The following is an 18467-nucleotide window of genomic DNA, read 5'->3' as shown; positions in this document are numbered from 1 at the left end:
GCCCCGGACGCCCGAAGGAGGCGCCGACATCCCCCGCCGGCCCGCGCCCAGGCGTAGCCTGCGCCTCGTGACGACCACCGACCGGCTCGCCGTCGCCAAGACCTACAAGCTCTACCTCGGCGGCGCGTTCCCGCGCTCGGAGTCGGGCCGCAGCTACCCGGTCACCGCGGCCGACGGCCGGCTGCTCGCCCACGCCGCGCTCGCCTCGCGCAAGGACGTGCGGGACGCGGTGAGCGCCGCCCGGTCCGCCTTCCCCGGCTGGTCCGGCGCCACGGCCTACAACCGCGGGCAGGTGCTGTACCGGGTCGCGGAGATGCTGCAGGCGCGCCGCGCCGGGTTCGTCGACGACGTGGTGGCCGCCGAGGGCGTGCGGAAGGGGCAGGCGGCGACGCTGGTGGACACCGCGATCGACCGCTGGGTCTGGTACGCCGGGTGGACCGACAAGATCGCGTCCGTGCTCGGGTCGGTGAACCCGGTGGCGGGGCCGCTGGTCAACTGGTCGACGCCCGAGCCAACGGGCGTGGTGGGGGTGCTGGCGCCGCAGAGGTCGTCGCTGCTCGGGCTGGTCGACGTGCTCGCGCCGGTGCTCGCGACGGGCTGCACCGCGGTCGTCGTCGCCTCCGAGGCCCGGCCGCTGCCCGCGGTGGAACTGGGCGAGGTGCTCGCCACCTCCGACGTGCCCGGCGGCGTCGCCAACATCCTCACCGGTCGCACCGCCGAGCTCGCGCCGTGGCTCGCCTCGCACGGCGAGGTGCAGGCCCTCGACCTGGTGGGCGCCCCCGAGGAGCTGGCCGCCGAGCTCGAGCGCGCCGCGGCCGACGGGGTCAAGCGGGTGCTCCCGCGCCCGGCCGCCGAGCCCGACCCGACCCGCGAGCCGGACCTCACTCGGCTGCGCGCTTGGTCCGAGATCAAGACGGTGTGGCACCCCGTCGGGCGCTGACCGGCCGCTCTCCTAGGCTTTCGCACCGTGGCCAGCGACATCGTCCCGATCCAGCTCTCGCTCACGGCCGGTGACCTCGTCACCCTGTGGGCGCCGCGGTGGCGCGAGGACGGCGAGGAGTGGGAGGCCTTCCTCGGCGACGACGACGCGTTGTACGCCTTCCCGGAGGTCACCCAGCTCGCGGCGTTCGTCCGCACGGCCACGCAGCACGACCTGATCGACCACCCGTCCTGGTCGGTCGTGCCGGACCTCACCGTGGCGGAGCTGACCCCCGACGACACGCGCCGCTACGACATCGTCGGCGTGCCCGAGCTCGTCGCCGAGGACCCCGACACCTGGACGGTCGGCGAGCTCGCCGAGATCACCGAGATGGTCCGGTCGATCGCCGAGGTCTGCGAGCTGACCTCGGTCACGGACGTGCTCGCCGCCGCCCCCGCGTTCGGCCTGCTGCGCCAGGGCACGCTGCCCTTCTCGGGGCGGGAGGGCCAGCGGCTGTGGACGCAGATGGTCGAGACGATCGCGGAGCGGTGGGACGAGGTCATCGACGCGCTCGACGACATCGTCGCCACCCCCGAGGTCGACGCCGCGGCGCTCGCGGCCGCCGAGAAGGAGGTCGCGATCGTCGACGAGGCCGACGAGCCGACCGTCACCGAGGCGGACGAGGACGGCACCGCCGACGAGCGGGAGGAGGACGAGCTCGGCTTCTGGGAGGAGGTCGGGATCGACCCCATCCGGATCACCACCCGGGACGGCGACCACTACACGCTGCGCTGCTACATCGACGACAAGGCCGTCTTCCTCGGCGCGGACGGGCGGATCGACGTCTTCCGCAGCGAGCGGGCGCTGGCCCGCTGGCTCGCCGAGGAGGGCGCCGCCGGGCACGACCTGGAGACCGCATCCACCTGGCCCGAGGTCGTCGAGCGGGCCGGGGTGGGCGAGCTGGACGTGCAGGTCGACGACCTGAACGCCTACGACCTCACCGGGCTGCCCGACGACCTGCTCGAGGGCCCGCTCGCCGTCGACCCCTCCCAGCTGGAGCTGGCCACCGAGCTGCTGCTCGACGTCGGCGACTGGGCGGGCGACGACGAGGCCCGCAACGCGCTGCGCGAGTCGGAGCCGCTCGGGTGGCTCGTCTCCTACGTCACCAAGCCCGACCCGACCCGGCTCGCCCCGAGCCCGCCGTTCGACGCGGAGGCGGCCCGGTTCCGCGAGCTGATCGAGGACGTCGTCAACCGCTTCCGGGTGCACTGATCACTTCCGGCCGAGGCCGGCCTCGCGGGCCAGCAGGCCCAGCTGGGTGCGGTTGGTGAACCCGAGCTTGTCCAGCGCGTTGGACACGTAGCCCTTCACCGTCGCCTCGGTCAGGTGCAGCCGCCGCGCCACCTCGGCGTTCGAGCACCCCTCGCCGAGCAGGGCCACGACGTCGCGCTCCCGGTCGGTCAGCCGGGCCAGCCGGGCGGCCGCCCTGCGCCGGGCGACCTGCTCGTCGCCCACCCGGTCGACGAGGCTGCGGGCCGCCGACCGCGACATCACCGCATGGCCCTGCGCGGCCACCCGCACCAGCGCGGCCAGCTCCTCGGGCGGGGTGGACTTGAGCAGGTATCCGGCCGCGCCCGCGGCGAGCGCGCGGTGCACGTGCTCGTCGCCGTCGAACGTGGTGAGCGCGACGACGTGCGGCGCGTTCGGGAGCTGGACGATCCGGGCGGTTGCGGCGATCCCGTCCACCCCGGGCATCCGCAGGTCCATCAGCACCACGTCCGGCTCGTGCAGCACGACGGCCTCCACCGCCTCGGCCCCGTCGGACGCGGTGGCGACCACTTCGACCCCGTCCGCGGCGCCGAGGATGGTGCGCAGGTGCGCGCACACCATCGGCTCGTCGTCGACGACCAGCACGCGGACGGTCACTCCTCCTCCTTCACCGGTCGACCGGCAGCACCGCGCGGACGGCGAAACCGCCGTCGGTGCGGGGGCCGGCGTCCAGGGTCCCACCGATGATCGACACCCGTTCCCGCAGCCCGCGCAGCCCGCTGCCGGAACCGGTCGGGGCGAGCGCCGGGTCCGCGGTGGCGGCCGTGTTGGTGACGGCCACGGTCACCTCGTCCGGGCCGTAGCGCACGTCGACGTCCACCCGCCCGCCCGGCGCGTGCTTGTGCACGTTGGTCAGCGCCTCCTGCACGACGCGGTGCGCCGTGCGCAGCACCGCGGGCGGCACGGAGCCCGCGTCACCCGCGCAGTCCAGCCGCACGTCCACCCCGGCGGCGGCCGAGGCGTCGACGAGCTCGCGCAGGTCGGCCTGCGGGGCGCGCGGCCCCACCTGCGGCGACTCCCCCTTCCGCTGCCCGCCGAGCACCCCGACGAGCTCGCGCAGCTCGTCGAGCGCCTGCATCCCCGCCTCGCGCAGGCCCGCGGCCGCCCGGCGCGTGTCCTCGTCGGCCGCGGTCACCTCGATCGCGCCGGCCTGCAGCACCATCAGGCTCACCCGGTGGGTGACGACGTCGTGCATCTCGGCGGCGAGGCGCGCCCGTTCCTCGGCGCGGGCCTGCTCGGCGAGCAGCCGCTGCTCCCGGTCGGTGCGCTCGGCCCGCTCCCGCAGGCTCGCCATCAGGTTCCGCCGCGCCGCGACGTAGCGGCCGAGCAGCGCGGGGAACGCGGTGATCAGCAGGCCGACCGACACCGTGAGCCACGACGGGTCCCACGGCCGCGTCGCAAGCAGCGTGAGCGCGCCGACGAGCACCCACGTCGACGGCCGGTTGCGCACCTGGACGACGACGTTGACCACGACCGGGGTCACGGACATCGACAGCGGGTCCCCGGAGAGCGTGGGGGTGGCCACGAGCAGGCCGGGGCTCACCAGCTCGCTCACCTGGAGCGCGACCGTGCCCGCGATCGCCACCCAGGTGACCAGCAGCGGTGCGCGCAGGATCGCGAGCACCGACAGGTCGACCACGAGCCGCAGCACGAGCCCCGCGTACGGACCCGCGGGGCCGCTCGTCCGCGACCCGAGCACGGTGTAGAGGACGTCGAGGCCCGCGAAGAACAGCACGGCGCCGACCAGGAGGGCGATCGCCCCGGTCGAGTGGTCTCGCGGCTTGGTCGGCTGGGCCACGCGCCCACGGTAACCGGGCGCCGACCTGCGGTATCACCGTCGTCGATCGGGTGGTGCACCTACTTCCGGAGGGTGCACCACCCCCGCCCGCGGCTGGTCGCGGAGGCCGCGAGCGGGTGTCATCTCGATCGTGACGACCGTGACGTTGAAACCCGTGCCGCCGACCCGAGCCGTCGCCCCCTTCGCCCGGGGGCCGGTGCTGGCCATCGCGGCGGTCGTGGCGGTGGCGCAGGCGGTCGCGGGCTTCCGCGGCACCAGCTACTGGTTCGACGAGGTGTACATGCTGGCCATCGGCCGCCACCACCTCGACTGGGGCTCGGCCGACCAGCCGCCGCTCACACCGCTGCTCGCCGCGCTGATGGACGCGATCGCACCCGGCTCGATCCCGGCGCTGCGGCTGCCCGCGGTGCTCGCCACCGCCGGCGCGGTCGTGGTCGCCGCGCTGGTCGCCCGCGAGCTCGGCGGCGACCGGCGCGCCCAGGTCCTGACCGCGGGCGCGCAGGCCACGGCGCTGTGGACGACGCTCGCCGGGCACTGGCTCACCCCGTACGTGCTCGAGCCGGTCCAGTGGCTGCTGTTGTGCTGGCTGCTGTTGCGCTGGATCAGGGTGCGCGACGACCGGCTCCTGCTCGCGCTGGGCGCCGTCGCCGGGATCGCCGCCCAGACCAAGTTCCAGGTGCTGCTGCTGGCCGCGGTCCTCCTCGCCGCCGTCGCGGTGTGCGGACCGCGGGAGCTCCTGCGCAGGCCGATGCTGTGGGCGGGCGCGGGCATCGGGGCGCTGATCGCGGCGCCCACCCTCGTCTGGCAGGCGGTGAACGGCTGGCCGCAGCTGCAGATGTCCTCCGTCGTGGCCGCGGAGGCCGACGCGCTGTACGGCGGCCGGACCGGCGTCGCCCTCACGCTCGTCATCTGCGCGGGTGTCGCGGGGACCGCGCTGCTGCTGTACGGCCTGTGGGTGCTGCTGCGGGCCGAGGAGATGCGCCCCTACCGCTTCCTCGCGGTGACCTTCCTCGTGCTGTACGCGCTCTTCGTCGTGGCGCCCGGCCGGCCGTACTACCTGGGCGGGCTGTACGGCGTCATCGTCGCGGCGGGCGCGCTCGACCTGCAGCGCCGCCGGGAGGCCGGGCGGACGCGCCTGCGCTGGGCGGCCTGGCCCGCCTACGCGCTGAGCGCCGCGGTGGCGGGCGGGTTGCTGGTGTTCACCGCGACCACGATCACCTCGACGTCGAACGACATGGGCGAGGCGATCGCGCGGCGCGCCGCCGCGGCGTACCACGCGCTCCCGGCCGATGCCCGCGGGCGCACGGCGCTGGTGGGCGACTCCTACATCGTCGCGGCCTACCTGGACGGCTACTCGGTGCGCTACGACCTTCCGCAGGCCTACAGCGGCAACCGCGGGTACGGCTGGTTCCCGCCCCCGCCGGAGGAGCAGACCGACGCGCTCTTCGTGGGCCGCGACCCCGCCGCGCTGCGGCCGTTCTTCTCCGACGTGCGTCTCGTGGTCGACGAGGGGCCGGACCAGAAGGTGTGGCTGTGCACCGGCCGGACGGAGCCGTGGGAACGGCTGTGGCCGCAGCTGCGCACGCTCACCGTCGGGTGACGAATTTAGGCAAGGCTAACATCACCCGCGTGAAGCTGATCCGCACGATCGCGCTCGGCGCGTTGCTGGCCCTCGTCCCCGCCTGCGGCGCCGCGCCGGAGCGCCCACCGGAACAGGCACCGTTCCGCGTCATCACCCACGCGATGGGCGAGACCGCGATCCCGGCCGAGCCGAAACGGGTGGTCGCGCTCGACCAGAGCTTCGTCGACGCGGTGCTGTCGCTGGAGACGGAGGTCGTCGGCTACACGACCTACCGTGCGATCACCGACGGGCTCCCGGACTACCTCGGGCCGCTCGCCGAGACGCACGCGGACGAGGCCGTCTCCGTCGGCAAGCTGGAGGAGCCCAGCCTCGAGCAGATCGCCGCGCTGGAGCCGGACCTCATCGTGTCGGCGAAGGTCCGGCACGAGGCGCTGTACGGGCAGCTGTCCCGGATCGCGCCCACGGTCTTCAGCGAGACCACCGGCGCGATCTGGAAGGACAACCTCCGCCTCATGGGCCAGGCGCTCGGCAAGGAGGAGCTCGCCGAGGCCCGGATCGCCGAGTACGAGCAGCGCGCGGCCGCGATCGGCCGCGACATCGCCGCGGCGAACGGCGGCGCGCTGCCGACGATCTCGGTCGTGCGGTTCGCCGGCGAGGACACGGTGCGCCTCTACGGGGAGAAGTCGTACTCCGGGGTCGTGCTGTCCGACGTCGGGTTCCCCCGCCCCGAGGGCCAGCCCACCTCGGACGCGATCGCCGTCGACATCGCGCAGGAGAACATCCTCGACCTCGATGCCGACCACATCTTCATCGCGACCTACCCCGACGCGACCACCGACGGGCCGAAGGCGCAGTTCCTCGCCAACCCGTTGTGGAGCCGGCTCACCGGCGTGCAGCACGAGGTCAGCGACCTGACCTGGATGAGCGCCGTGGGCCTGCAGGGCGCGCACGCGATGCTCGACGACGTCGCCCGGATCTTCTCGGTGCCGCCGTCGCGGCCGTGAGCGCCGCCGGGCTACGCCATGAGCGCGGCGTAGCCCGGCTTGATCACGTCGTTGATCAGCGCGAGCCGCTCGTCGAAGCCGATGAACGCGCTCTTCATCGCGTTCACGGTGAACCACTGCAGCTCGGCCCAGCCGTAACCGAACGTGTTGACGAGGGCGGCCAGCTCGCTCGTCATCGACACGTCCGACATCAGCCGGTTGTCGGTGTTGACGGTGACCCGGAAGCGCAGCTCGGTCAGCAACCCGATCGGGTGGTCGGCCAGCGATTTCGCCGCGCCCGTGTGAACGTTCGACGTCGGGCACATTTCGAGCGGTATCCGCTTGTCCCGCACATAGGCGGCGAGCAGACCCAATCGGGGGGTTCCGTCGGCACCGAGCGTGATGTCGTCGACGATGCGCACGCCGTGCCCCAACCGGTCGGCGCCGCACCACTGCAACGCCTCCCAAATCGACGGCAGGCCGAACGCCTCACCCGCGTGGATGGTGAAATGCGCGTTCTGCTGGCGCAGGTACTCGAACGCGTCGAGGTGGCGCGTGGGCGGGAATCCGGCCTCGGCCCCGGCGATGTCGAACCCGACGACCCCGAGGTCGCGGTAGCGCACCGCGAGCTCGGCGATCTCGCGCGAGCGGGCGGCGTGCCGCATGGCCGTGAGCAGGCAGCCCACCCGGATCCGCCGCCCGCGCTCCGCCGCGCGCGCCGTGCCCACCCGGAACCCCTCGAGGACGGCCTCCACCACGGCGTCGAGCTCGAGGCCCTGCTCCACGTGCAGCTCGGGGGCGAACCGCACCTCCGCGTAGACCACGCCGTCGGCCGCGAGGTCCTCCGCGCACTCCGCCGCGACGCGGACGAGCGCCTCCTCGGTCTGCATCACCCCGACCGTGTGCCCGAACGTCTCGAGGTAGCGCTCCAGCGACCCGGAATGCGACGCGGCGCGGAACCACCCGCCCAGCTCCTCCGGGTCCGTCGACGGCAGGCCGCGATAACCGGCGGCGTCGGCGAGCTCGATGACCGTCGCCGGCCTCAGCCCGCCGTCCAGGTGGTCGTGCAGGAGCACCTTCGGGGCATCGCGGATGGTGTCGACGGTGAGCGGCGCTGGCACTCCGCCACGCTAGAACACGCCGCCCACCTCGTCGTATTCGGGCGATAATCGCTACTCCACACGGGGCAAGAGGCCTCCGATCGGGGAGCCGCGGACGGGTGATCCACCACGGTCGCTACCCTCAATGCGCACCACCCGATGTCCGGCTCAGAGGAAGCTCCCCGCCGCCATGAGCAATGACTCCACGCTCTCGTTCGACCGCATGCGCGGCATGTTGATGCGCGCTGCGGAGATCCGCGACAGCGAGCAGCAGCAGATCTTCGACTCCCTGGACGAGATCCACGCCAGGCTCGCGGCGCTCGACGCTCTGGGCACGGTGCGCAAGCGGCTCACCGAGCTCCCCGACCGCACCGAGGTCAGCGTCCTCGCCGAGCGCCTCGACGAGACCGTCGCGAAGCTCGACGCGCAGGAAGCCTCGATCGCGTCCGTCCTGCGTGCGGTCGAGGCGATGCCGGACAAGATGGCGAAGCCGATCGCGCAGCTCGACGGCCGCCTCGACGGGATGGCGGGCCGCCTCGAGGGCGTCTCCGGCCGGATGGACGGGCTCGACGACCGGCTCGGCGGCCTCCACAAGCGCCTCGACGACCTCGACAGCCGCCTCGACCGGCACGAGATGCGCCTCGACGCCATGCCGTCGTCGGTGGGGACGCCGATCCGGGAGCGCGTCGACGGGATCGAGCGGTTGGTGCGCGAGCAGCTCGACAACGCGATCCGCTCGGTCGACGAGTCCAACGAGGGCATGCGCAACCTGCTCGGCGACACCAGCGTCGGCCTGCACCGCAGGCTGGAGGACCTGGCCGCGCGGCCCGCGGTCGACCCGACGGACTCGCTGAACAGCCTCGAGAAGCGCCTCGAGGCCCTCGCGGCCCGGCTCGACGCCATCGAGGAGAGCATGTCCGGGCGCATCGGAAGCCTCGGCGGCACCCTCGACGAGAAGCTCGGCAAGCTCGACGCCGCGATCGTCGAGCGGCCCGACACCGACTCGCTGCGCTCGCTCGTCGAGCGCGCCAACGCCGAGTCGGAGCGCCGCCACGCGGGCCAGCTGGACGAGGCCATGGCCACGTTCGCCGAGCTCATCCTCGGCCGCGGCCCGTCGGTGCACCAGATGCCGCCGCCCCCGCCCCGGCAGACCCCGCGGCGCAACCGCAGCAAGGTCACGGTGAAGAGCCCGAACGGGGCCTCCGCGCACGACACGGTCACCGACGACCCCGACGTCTGACCGCACTCACACCGCGACTCACCTGCACTCCGAGCGCGACTCGCGGAAAGGGGCGAAGCCCCCGCCCGCGAGTCGCGGTGTGAGTGCGCGCGAGTCGCACTGTGAGTGCGCGCGAGTCGCGGGCTGGGTGCCCTGCTCAGGGCCGGATCGCGTCCATGAGGAGCGGCGGGCGCGCGGCGGGCTCGTCGGAGATCACCACGCCCCCGGCGAGGGCCGCGCGAGCGCCGTCGACCGCCTGCGGCGTGTCGGTGTGCAGCTCCAGCAGCGGCTGCCCCGCCTCCACCTCGGCTCCGACGTCCACGAGCAGGCGCACGCCCGCGGCCGCCTGCACCGCGTCCTCCTTGCGCGCCCGCCCGGCCCCGAGCCGCCAGCCCGCCACCCCGACCGCGTAGGCGTCCAGCCGGGCGAGCACCCCCGACCGCTCGGCCACCAGCTCCTCGACGTGCGAGGCCGTCGGCAGCGGCGCGGACGGGTCACCGCCCTGCGCGGCGATCATCCGCTCCCACACCTCGTACGCCTGGCCGGACGCGAGCACCTGCGCCGGGTCGACACCGGTGATGCCGGCGAGCGCGAGCATCTCGCGGGCCAGCGCCACCGTGAGCTCCACGACGTCCGCAGGCCCGCCACCGCGCAGCACCTCGACGGCCTCGGCCACCTCCAGCGCGTTGCCGACGGCCCGCCCGAGCGGCACGGACATGTCGGTGAGCAGGGCCGTGGTCGCGAGGCCGTGCGCCGACCCGATCGCGACCATCGTCTCGGCGAGCTCGCGAGCCCGCTCCGGTGTCTTCATGAACGCCCCCGAGCCGACCTTGACGTCGAGCACCAGCCCGTCGGTCCCCTCGGCGATCTTCTTGCTCATGATCGAGCTCGCGATCAGCGGGATCGACTCGACGGTGCCGGTGACGTCGCGCAGTGCGTAGAGCTTGCGGTCGGCCGGGGCGAGCGTCGGGGTGGTCGCGCAGACCACCGCGCCGACGTCGGCGAGCTGCGTGGCGATCTCCTCCTGCGTGAGGCAGGCGCGCCAGCCGGGGATCGCCTCCAGCTTGTCCAGCGTGCCGCCGGTGTGCCCGAGCCCGCGCCCGGACAGCTGCGGCACCGCGGCGCCGCAGGCGGCCACGAGCGGGGCGAGCGGGAGGGTGATCTTGTCGCCGACGCCCCCGGTGGAGTGCTTGTCCACCAGCGGGCGCCCGACGTCGCCGAAGGAGAGCACCTCACCGGAGTCGATCATGGCCTGGGTCCAGCGCGCGATCTCGCCGGCGTCCATCCCGTTGAGCAGGATCGCCATCGCGAGCGCGGCCATCTGCTCGTCGGCGACGTCGCCGCGCGTGTGGGCGGCGACGACCCAGTCGATCTGCTCGTCGGTCAGGCGGTGCCCGTCCCGCTTGCTGTGGATCACCTCGACGGCGTGCATGGGCCCAACCTATGACCCCGGCAGCGGTCGGACCCGCCTGCGGCGCACCGCCGCCGCGCCGCCCGCGAGCTCCAGGGCCGCGAGCAGCGTGCGCCGCGCCGACTCGACCCGGTCGGCGCCGAGCCGCTCGGCCAGCTCCCCGACCAGCTCGGCCCGGATCTCCCGGGCGTCCCGCACGGCGGCGTGCCCGCGCTCGGTGAGCTCGACGCGGCGCACCCGCCGGTCGCCGGCGTCGGTGCGGTAGCGGACGTAGCCCGCGGCGTTCAGCTCGGCCGCCGTCTTCGACACCGCCTGCTGCGAGACCCCCAGGCGCTCGGCCAGCGCGCCGATGCTGACCGGGCCCTCGACGAGGTGCTGGAACAGGTAGCCGTGCGCCACCCGCAGCGCGGTGTGGCCGCGCGCGTGCAGCCGGTCGAGCGTGCGCTCGGTGAGCGCGAGCCCGGCGAGCTGAGCCACCACGGCGAAGTCGAGCTGGTCGTCCGGTACCGGCACGCCCCAACCCTACAACCGCGGTTGACAACCAAAGTTGCACAACTATGGTTGTTGATATGGACACACCGGTCGCGCGGTTCGTCGCCATCGCGCACGAGATCGTCTGGTGCACGCTCGCCACCGTCGACGCGGCGGGCAGGCCGCGCTCCCGGGTGGTCCACCCGGTCTGGGAGGAGCGGCCGGACGGCGGGCTGGTCGGGTGGCTCACCACCCGCTCGGGCACGCCGAAGGTGCGCCACATCGCCACCACCCCGTACGTCTCCTGCTCCTACTGGTGGCAGCGGCACGATGTCGCCGTCGCCGAGTGCCGCGCGGACGCCGTCACCGAACCCGAGGAGAAGGAGCGGGCGTGGGCGGTACTGGCCGCGACGCCGGCGCCCGCCGGGTTCGACCCGGCGACGATCTGGCCGTCGGGCCCGCGCGACCCGGGCTTCACGCTGGTCCGCATGCGCCCGTGGCTGCTGCGGTTCGCCCGGGCCGAGGAGCTCGCGGCGGGTGGGGCGCCCGAGGTGCACCGGCTCGACGGCGCCGCCGCGCCGGCCGCCGGCTGACCTACGGCAGGTCCGCGGGACCGAACGCGTCGGGGAGCACCTCGGACAGCGGCAGCACGCCCCGCGGGGTGTCCAGCAGGCAGTCCGGGCCGCCGAACTCGTAGAGCACCTGGCGACACCGCCCGCACGGCATGAGCAGCTCGCCGGTGCCGGAGCGGCAGGCGACGGCGACGAACCGGCCGCCGCCGGTGAGGCGCAACTGCCCGGCCATCGTGCACTCGGCGCACAGCCCCAGCCCGTAGGAGGCGTTCTCGACGTTGCACCCGGTCACGACGCGCCCGTCGTCGCACAGCGCGGCCGCACCGACGTGCAGGCGCGAGTACGGCGCGTAGGCCGACGCGGCCGCCGCGATCGCGGCCGAGCGCAGGGCGGGCCAGTCGGGCTCGGTCACCCCGTCAGTCACCTTCGCCCCGCCGGTACTCCACGCCGATCGCCGCAGGCGGCCGCAGCCGCTGCGACGCGACCGCGAGGACGAGCAGCGTCACCAGCTGCGGCGCGTACAGGGCGAACTCGCGCGGCACCTCGGGGATCACCCAGTACACGACGTAGACCACCGCGCCCGCGCCCAGCGCGACGATCGCGGACCGCCAGTGCCGCCGCGACGCCCAGAACAGCGCCACGACCACCGCGAGGATCGACGTGGCGTACAGCAGCGCGTGCACGGCCTCGCCCCCGGCGCGCAGCTGCACGCCGTCGACGTAGCCGAACAGGGCCGAGCCCGCGAGGAGGCCACCGGGCCGCCAGTTGCCGAAGATCATGGCAGCGAGCCCGATGTACCCGCGGCCGCCGGTCTGGCCCTCCAGGTAGCCGAGCTGCCCCGGGTTGAGCGACAGCGCCGCTCCCCCGAGCCCGGCGAACCCGCCGGAGACGATCACCGCGATGTACTTGTAGGTGAACACCTTGACGCCGAGTGACTCGGCCGCAACCGGGTTCTCCCCGCACGAGCGCAGCCGCAACCCGAACCGCGTGCGCCACAGCACGTAGTAGCTCACCGGCACGAGCAGGAACCCGAGCACGACGAGCGGGGTGAGGCCGGAGACGAGGCCGCCGAGCAGCCCGGCCGCGTCCGACAGCAGCACGCGCTGCTGGCCCTCCGCCGCCGCCAGCCAGTCGGCGAACGGCTGGATGGAGAACGTCTCGAAGCCCTCGATGCGCGGCGACTGCCGCGGGTTCTGCGAGAGCGGCACGAACACCAGCTGCGCCAGGTACTGCGTGACGCCCATCCCGAGCAGCGTGATCGCGACGCCGGAGACGATGTGGTTGACGCCGAAGGTCACCGTGGCGATGGCGTGCAGCACGCCGCCGAGCGCCCCGAACACGAGCCCGCCGACGACCGCCGCCCACGGCCCCCAGTAGAACCCGGCCCACGCCGCGCCCCAGGTGCCGAGGATCATCATGCCCTCGAGGCCGATGTTGATGATCCCCGAGCGCTCGGACCACAGCCCGCCGAGCGCCGCGAACAGGATCGGCAGCAGCAGCCGGACGGCGGCCTGCGTGGTGCCGCTCGAGGTGAGCTGGTACTGGCCGGTGAGCGTCGTGGTGATCGACAGGATCCCGATCCCGATCGCCACGACGAGCGCGGAGCGCGCCCAGCCCGGCATCCGTCGGCCGCCCCGGGTCTCGGCCGGGGTGGCCTGCACCGTGTCGACCGCGGTCACGACGCCACCTCCGCCGGAGCGCCGGTCGACGCCGCCCGCAGCTGCGCCGCGACCCGCCGCTGCTCGGCCGCGAGCTCGTAGCGGCGGACGATCTCGTAGGCGACGATCACCGAGAGCACGGTCGACCCCTGCATGATCAGCACGATCTCCCGCGGCACCCCGATGTTGTCCAGGGCCAGCGCCGACTTGTCCAGGAAGGCCCACAGCAGGGCGCCGACCGCGATCCCGACCGGGTGGTTGCGCCCGAGCAGGGCCACCGCGATGCCGGTGAAGCCGTAACCCGCGGGCGAGGTCAGCGTGTAGGCGTGGTCGCGGCCGAGCAGCTCGGGCAGGCCGATGAGCCCGGCCATCGCGCCCGAGAGCAGCAGGGCCACGATCACCATCCGGCGCGCGTCCACCCCGCCCGCCGCGGCCGCGGTGGGCGACTCGCCCGACGCCTTCAGCTCGAACCCGAACCGGGTGCGGTTGAGCATGAACCCGTACGCCAGCCCGAGCGCGGCGGCGACGAACACCATCCCGAACAGCGTGCCGGACGCCCCGAACGAGATGCCCGGGAAGTGGCCGGTCGGCTCGATCGGGGTGGTGGAGATGTTGTTGCCGCGCAGCACGCCGAACCCGTCGGTGCTGATCAGGTAGGCGATCAGGCCGGTCGCGATGAAGTTCATCATGATCGACGCGATGACCTCGTGCACGCCGCGGTAGGCCTTCAGCAGCGCGGGCACCGACGCCCACAGCGCGCCCACCGCCGCGCCGACCAGGATGATCACCAGCGTGTGCAGGACCGGCGGCAACGAGATCGACCCGCCGACGATCGCGGCGACGCACGCGGCCAGCCGGAACTGGCCCTCGACGCCGATGTTGAACAGCTTCATCTGGAAGCCGATGGCCACCGCGAGCCCGGCGATGTAGTAGATCGCCGCGCTGTTGACGATGTCGACGGCGGTCGTGCCCTCGCCGACCTCGGTGATCATCGCGGCCAGCGCGGTGAACGGGGAGTCGCCGTTGATCAGCAGCGCCACGGCGCACAGCAGGGCGGCGAAGACGACCGCCAGCACGGGCGGCAGGAGGACGGTGCGGAGGTGGGTCATGACGCCGCCCTCGCATCGGCGCCGGTCATCGCGGCCCCCAGCTCCTCGGGTGTGACGGTGGCCGGGTCGGCGTCGGCGACGAGCCGCCCGCGCAGCATCACCTTGATCGTGTCGGAGAGCCCGATCAGCTCGTCCAGGTCGGCGCTCACCAGGAGCACCGCGAGCCCGCGGGCCCGCGCGCGGCGCAGCACGTCCCAGATCCCGGCCTGCGCGCCGACGTCGACCCCGCGGGTCGGGTGGGCGGCGATGAGCAGCACGGGGTCGCCGGACAGTTCGCGGCCCACCACCAGCTTCTGCTGGTTGCCGCCGGAGAGCGCGGCCGCGGGCACGTCGACGCCCGGGGTGCGCACGTCGAACTCCTCGACGATCCGCTCGGTGTCACGCCGCGCCGCGGCCCGGTCGAGCACGCCGAGCAGCCCGCCCGAGGCCACCGGCTTGCGACTCTGGAAGCCGAGGATGCGGTTGGCCCACAGCGGCTGGGTGGCGAGCAGCCCGTGGCGGGTGCGGTCCTCGGGCACGTACCCGATGCCCGCCTCGCGGCGCTGGAGCGTGTGCGCCCGCGTGATGTCCTTGCCGGACAGCGTGATCGTGCCGCTGCTCGCCCGGCGCATGCCCATGATCGTCTCGACGAGCTCGGTCTGGCCGTTGCCCTCGACGCCCGCGATCCCGAGCACCTCCCCGGCGTGCACCACGAGGTCCACGCCGTCGAGCACCGGGCGACCGCCGCCCTCGGCCTCGAGGGTGAGCCCGGTGACGCGCAGGACCTCGCGGTCGGTGACCGTGGACTCCCGGGTCTCCGGGCTGGGCAGCTCGCTGCCGACCATCATCTCGGCGAGCTGGCGGGTGGTGACGGTCTTCGGGTCGGCGGTGCCGACGACCGTTCCGCGGCGGATGACCGTCACGGTGTCGGCGATCGCCCGCACCTCGTCGAGCTTGTGGGAGATGAAGACGAACGTGAAGCCGTCGTCGCGCATCGAGCGCAGCGTGGCGAACAGCTCGTCGACCTCCTGCGGCACCAGCACGGCGGTGGGCTCGTCCAGGATCACCGTGCGCGCGCCGCGGTAGAGCACCTTGATGATCTCGACGCGCTGCCGGTCGGCCACGCCGAGCCGTTCGACGAGCACGTCCGGCGCGGCCCGCAGCCCCACGATGCCGGAGAGCTCGGCGATCCGCTGCCGGGCCGCGGCACCCATCCCGTGCAGCGCCTCGGCGCCGAGCAGGATGTTCTCGGCAACGGTGAGGTTGTCGGCCAGCATGAAGTGCTGGTGCACCATGCCGATCCCGGCCTTGATCGCATCGGCGGGCGAGCGGAAGTGCACCACCTTCCCGTCGACGGAGATGGTGCCCTCGTCGGGCTGCTGCATCCCGTAGAGGATCTTCATGAGCGTCGACTTGCCCGCCCCGTTCTCCCCGCACAGGGCGTGCACCTCGCCGCGGCGCACCTTCAGGGAGATGTCGCTGTTGGCGACGACGCCGGGGAAGCGTTTCGTGATCCCCGCCAGTTCGACGGCGTACTCGCCGCGCGGTGGCGCGGTCTCGTCTTCGGCCATTCCCTCCAGCCTTCCGGGGACGTCCCCGGGGGTCCTCCCGGGGACGTACGGCACGGGGGCCGGGATCCGTGCGGACCCGGCCCCCGGTGGTGCCTCACGGGATGTGCCCCGCGTTACTGCCGCTCGCTGGGCACCGTGATCTCGCCGTTGATGATCGCGGCCTTGTAGGCGTCCAGTTGGTCGGTGATGTCATCGATCTTTCCGCCGGACGTGGAGTACCCGACGCCGTCGACGGAGAGGTCGAACGCCTCGGGCAGCGAGTCCGTGCTGCCGGCCGCCACCGCGTTGATGTAGTTGAACACCGCGACGTCGACCCGCTTCAGCATCGAGGTCATGATCACCTCGTTGACCGGCGGGGCGACGGTGTTGTACTGGTCGGAGTCGACGCCGATCGCGTACTTCGGCGCGTCGGGGCTGGTCGCGGCGTTCACGGCCTCGAACACGCCCTGGCCGGACGCGCCCGCCGCCTGGTAGACGATGTCGGCGCCCGCGTCGAGCTGGCCGCGCGCGACCTCGGTGCCGCGGGCGGAGTCGTTGAAGCCGGAGAAGTCGCCTGCGGGGCTGATGTAGTCGACGTCGACCTCGATGTCCGGGGCCACCGCCTTGGCGCCCGCCACGTAGCCCGCCTCGAACTTCTGGATCAGCGGCACGTCGACGCCGCCCACGAAGCCGATCTTGCACGTGGTGGTCTTGAGCGCCGCCGCGGCGCCGACGAGGAACGACCCCTGCTCCTCGGCGAACACCAGCGGGGTGACGTTGGGCAGCTCGACCGTCGCGTCGTCCACGATCGCGAACTGGACGTCCGGGTTCTCGGCCGCGACGATCTTCAGCGGCTCCGCGTACTTGAAGCCGACCGCGATGATCGGGTTGAAGCCGTCGGCCACGAGCTGGCGCAGGCGGGTGGCCGCCGCGTCCTCGCTCTCGTTCTCGGCCGCGGCGAGCTCGCGCGTGTTCTCCTGCAGCAGGCCGAGGTCGCTGATCGCCTTCTCCAGGCCTGCGGCCGCGGAGTCGTTGAACGACAGGTCACCGCGCCCGCCGATGTCGTAGGCGAGCCCGACGCGCAGCCCGCTGGCGTCGGCGTTGGGGACGATCGGGGCCGGTGTGGCGGCGCCGCCGCCCGCAGCGGCCGGGGCGGGGTTGCGGGTGCACTCGGTGCCGCCCGAACCCCCGCCGCCCTGCTGCGGGGTGCCGGTGTCGCGAGCGCAACCCGTCACCACCAGAGCGCTGGTCAGCACGGCGGCTGCCAGGACGAATCCTCGACTGATCCGCAAGGGAGACCTCTCCTGTTCCGGCCTGACCGACGGTGGGGAACCGTATCCGAGGCTCCCGGAGGTTCACATGCTGGACCGACGGGCGTGACCGAATCGTCGACTCCGGAGCGTGACCGGGTGACGTCGTCCCCCCATTGGAGTTGATCAGGCCGTTCTCGCCGGGCGCGGGCGGTCGAAACGCGCCTACATTCGTTGACGTGCGATGGGTCGCGGCGGTGGCGCTGGTGTGCGCACTGGCTTGCCCGACCGTCACGGTGGCGGATCCGCAGCCGGTGGCGGCCGTGACGGTCGGCTGTCCGGACCAGCAGGTCCCGCCCGGACCGCCCGTCGAGGAGGAGCAGGCGGATCCCCCGCCCGCCCCGCTGCCCTGGCCACCGGAGCCGGTCGGCGGGCCTCAGCTGGGCGCCTGCGGGCGGATCGGGCCGGACGGCGGGCCCGAGCTCACGGCCGAGTCGTGGGTGCTCGCCGACCTCGACACCGGCGCCGTGCTCGCCGCGCAAGCCCCGCACGCGCGGCACCGGCCCGCGTCCACGCTCAAGGTGCTCACCGCGCTCACCGCCATCCGGTCGCTGAACCCGGACCAGGTCGTCCAGGGCACGGCGGAGGACCAGGCGATCGAGGGCAGCAAGGCGGGCATCGGCCCCGGCGGGCAGTACACCGTGCGGCAGCTCCTGGCCGGGCTGCTGCTCAACTCCGGCAACGACACCGCGCAGGCGCTCGCCCGCGCGATGGGCGGCGACGCCGCCATGATCGCGAAGATGACCGAGATCGCCCGCGAGGTGGGCGCCCTCGACACCCGCCCCGCCACCCCGTCCGGCCTCGACGGGCCGGGCATGGCGTCCTCGGCCTACGACCTCGCCCTGCTGTTCCGGGTGGCCATGCGGGAGCCGTTGTTCGCCGAGACGATCCGGCTGCGGTCCATCCCGTTCCCCGGCTACGCCGACCACCCCGGGTTCGTCCTCTACAACAGCAGCAAGCTCCTCGCCAACTACGAGGCCGCGATCGGTGGCAAGACCGGCTTCACCCAGGCGGCCCGGCACACGCTCGTCGCCGCGGCCGAGCGGGACGGCAGGCGGCTGGTGATCGCGCTGATGCGGGGCGAGCAGTCGCCGGTGCCGATGTGGAAGCAGGGGATGCGCCTGCTCGAGTGGGGGTTCGAGCTGCCCGCGACGACCCCGGCCGTCGGCCACCTCGTGGACAGGGCGCCCGCCCCTCCCGAGCCGCCCGCGCCCCCGCCGGCCGCGGACCAGGCGGCGGCCCAGACCCTCGCCGTGCGGCCGGTGCCCCCGCTGCTGCCGCTCGGCCTGGGCGCGGTCGCGCTGGCCGGCATGGTCATCGGTGGCCTCGCCCTGCGCCGACGGCACTGACGGCGCGACTCGCCGACACCCAGAGCGCGACTCGCCTGCGCCCAGACCGCGACTCGCCGAGGCGACCCCGATGCCTCGGCGAGTCGGGGTGTGAATGTGCGCGAGTCGCGGTGTGAGCGCAGGCGAGT

17 protein-coding genes are annotated in these 18467 nt (G+C 73.7%); 7 read left to right on the top strand and 10 right to left on the bottom strand.

Going from position 1 to position 18467, the window contains the following annotated elements:
* The first annotated feature begins 67 nt into the window (after positions 1 to 67).
* Positions 68 to 940 carry an aldehyde dehydrogenase family protein gene (locus tag VKZ81_RS00370; protein ID WP_324239313.1) on the top strand — a complete coding sequence of 291 codons (873 nt, stop codon included), beginning with the start codon at positions 68 to 70 and terminating at the stop codon, positions 938 to 940.
* A 27-nt stretch (positions 941 to 967) separates the two neighbouring features.
* Entirely contained in the window at positions 968 to 2191 is a 1224-nt protein-coding gene (locus VKZ81_RS00365) for a SatS C-terminal domain-containing protein (RefSeq protein ID WP_324239312.1), read from the top strand.
* On the opposite strand, the gene VKZ81_RS00360 is transcribed toward VKZ81_RS00365, so the two are convergent.
* Both VKZ81_RS00360 and VKZ81_RS00355 read right to left on the bottom strand, forming a co-directional pair.
* Positions 2192 to 2845, bottom strand: a complete 654-nt coding sequence (locus tag VKZ81_RS00360) for a response regulator transcription factor (RefSeq protein ID WP_324239311.1) — start codon at positions 2843 to 2845, stop codon at positions 2192 to 2194.
* A 10-nt stretch (positions 2846 to 2855) separates the two neighbouring features.
* A complete protein-coding gene (locus VKZ81_RS00355) occupies positions 2856 to 4046 on the bottom strand; it encodes a sensor histidine kinase (RefSeq protein ID WP_324239310.1) in 1191 nt (396 codons plus the stop codon).
* Positions 4047 to 4200: 154 nt separating this feature from the next.
* On the opposite strand from VKZ81_RS00355, the gene VKZ81_RS00350 reads away from it, so the two are divergent.
* Positions 4201 to 5646, top strand: coding sequence for a glycosyltransferase family 39 protein (locus VKZ81_RS00350; RefSeq protein WP_324239309.1), 1446 nt, complete (start codon positions 4201 to 4203; stop codon positions 5644 to 5646).
* Positions 5647 to 5675: 29 nt separating this feature from the next.
* Positions 5676 to 6632 carry an ABC transporter substrate-binding protein gene (locus VKZ81_RS00345; protein WP_324239308.1) on the top strand — a complete coding sequence of 319 codons (957 nt, stop codon included), beginning with the start codon at positions 5676 to 5678 and terminating at the stop codon, positions 6630 to 6632.
* A gap of 11 nt (positions 6633 to 6643) precedes the next feature.
* Here VKZ81_RS00345 and VKZ81_RS00340 read toward each other — a convergent pair whose 3' ends face one another.
* Positions 6644 to 7732, bottom strand: a complete 1089-nt coding sequence (locus VKZ81_RS00340) for an adenosine deaminase (RefSeq protein ID WP_324239307.1) — start codon at positions 7730 to 7732, stop codon at positions 6644 to 6646.
* Positions 7733 to 7901: 169 nt separating this feature from the next.
* Here VKZ81_RS00340 and VKZ81_RS00335 point away from each other — a divergent pair, with 169 nt between their 5' ends.
* The gene (locus VKZ81_RS00335; RefSeq protein ID WP_324239306.1) at positions 7902 to 8951 is read left to right on the top strand and encodes a PA containing protein; all 1050 of its coding nucleotides are present in this window, start codon (positions 7902 to 7904) and stop codon (positions 8949 to 8951) included.
* 136 nt (positions 8952 to 9087) lie between these two features.
* On the opposite strand, the gene VKZ81_RS00330 is transcribed toward VKZ81_RS00335, so the two are convergent.
* Both VKZ81_RS00330 and VKZ81_RS00325 read right to left on the bottom strand, forming a co-directional pair.
* Positions 9088 to 10362 (bottom strand): thymidine phosphorylase, encoded by a 1275-nt coding sequence (locus tag VKZ81_RS00330; RefSeq protein WP_324239305.1) that lies wholly within the window; start codon positions 10360 to 10362, stop codon positions 9088 to 9090.
* A gap of 9 nt (positions 10363 to 10371) precedes the next feature.
* Entirely contained in the window at positions 10372 to 10854 is a 483-nt protein-coding gene (locus tag VKZ81_RS00325; RefSeq protein WP_324239304.1) for a MarR family winged helix-turn-helix transcriptional regulator, read from the bottom strand.
* A 56-nt stretch (positions 10855 to 10910) separates the two neighbouring features.
* Between VKZ81_RS00325 and VKZ81_RS00320 the strand changes: the two genes are divergently transcribed.
* Entirely contained in the window at positions 10911 to 11405 is a 495-nt protein-coding gene (locus VKZ81_RS00320) for a pyridoxamine 5'-phosphate oxidase family protein (protein WP_324239303.1), read from the top strand.
* A gap of 1 nt (position 11406) precedes the next feature.
* Here the strand turns inward: VKZ81_RS00320 and VKZ81_RS00315 are convergent, their stop codons facing one another.
* The 5 genes from VKZ81_RS00315 to VKZ81_RS00295 form a co-directional block, all read right to left on the bottom strand.
* Positions 11407 to 11796: a cytidine deaminase gene (locus tag VKZ81_RS00315; protein ID WP_324239302.1), complete on the bottom strand. Its 390-nt coding sequence runs from the start codon at positions 11794 to 11796 to the stop codon at positions 11407 to 11409.
* A gap of 4 nt (positions 11797 to 11800) precedes the next feature.
* Positions 11801 to 13006 carry an ABC transporter permease gene (locus VKZ81_RS00310; RefSeq protein WP_324239325.1) on the bottom strand — a complete coding sequence of 402 codons (1206 nt, stop codon included), beginning with the start codon at positions 13004 to 13006 and terminating at the stop codon, positions 11801 to 11803.
* 53 nt (positions 13007 to 13059) lie between these two features.
* Positions 13060 to 14151 (bottom strand): ABC transporter permease, encoded by a 1092-nt coding sequence (locus VKZ81_RS00305; protein ID WP_324239301.1) that lies wholly within the window; start codon positions 14149 to 14151, stop codon positions 13060 to 13062.
* Positions 14148 to 15701: an ABC transporter ATP-binding protein gene (locus tag VKZ81_RS00300; RefSeq protein ID WP_324239300.1), complete on the bottom strand. Its 1554-nt coding sequence runs from the start codon at positions 15699 to 15701 to the stop codon at positions 14148 to 14150. Before VKZ81_RS00300 ends, VKZ81_RS00305 begins: the two co-directional genes overlap by 4 nt.
* A gap of 113 nt (positions 15702 to 15814) precedes the next feature.
* Entirely contained in the window at positions 15815 to 16933 is a 1119-nt protein-coding gene (locus VKZ81_RS00295) for a BMP family lipoprotein (RefSeq protein ID WP_324239324.1), read from the bottom strand.
* A gap of 236 nt (positions 16934 to 17169) precedes the next feature.
* Between VKZ81_RS00295 and VKZ81_RS00290 the strand changes: the two genes are divergently transcribed.
* Positions 17170 to 18339 carry a D-alanyl-D-alanine carboxypeptidase family protein gene (locus VKZ81_RS00290; protein ID WP_324239299.1) on the top strand — a complete coding sequence of 390 codons (1170 nt, stop codon included), beginning with the start codon at positions 17170 to 17172 and terminating at the stop codon, positions 18337 to 18339.
* Positions 18340 to 18467 lie beyond the last annotated feature (128 nt).

It is taken from the genome of Pseudonocardia sp., assembly GCF_035305885.1.
In the GTDB taxonomy this organism is placed as follows: domain Bacteria; phylum Actinomycetota; class Actinomycetes; order Mycobacteriales; family Pseudonocardiaceae; genus Pseudonocardia.
Note: the sequence above shows the minus strand (reverse complement) of the source record. Positions and strands in the feature narration are given on the sequence as shown.

What these genes read in the sequence shown, in the direction of transcription:
- VKZ81_RS00335 (WP_324239306.1), top strand. Translation starts at nt 7,902, where the DNA reads ATGAGCAATGACTCCACGCTCTCGTTCGACCGCATGCGCGGCATGTTG.
- VKZ81_RS00330 (WP_324239305.1), bottom strand. Translation starts at nt 10,362, where the DNA reads ATGCACGCCGTCGAGGTGATCCACAGCAAGCGGGACGGGCACCGCCTG.
- VKZ81_RS00320 (WP_324239303.1), top strand. Translation starts at nt 10,911, where the DNA reads ATGGACACACCGGTCGCGCGGTTCGTCGCCATCGCGCACGAGATCGTC.
- VKZ81_RS00310 (WP_324239325.1), bottom strand. Translation starts at nt 13,006, where the DNA reads ATGCCGGGCTGGGCGCGCTCCGCGCTCGTCGTGGCGATCGGGATCGGG.
- VKZ81_RS00305 (WP_324239301.1), bottom strand. Translation starts at nt 14,151, where the DNA reads ATGACCCACCTCCGCACCGTCCTCCTGCCGCCCGTGCTGGCGGTCGTC.
- VKZ81_RS00300 (WP_324239300.1), bottom strand. Translation starts at nt 15,701, where the DNA reads ATGGCCGAAGACGAGACCGCGCCACCGCGCGGCGAGTACGCCGTCGAA.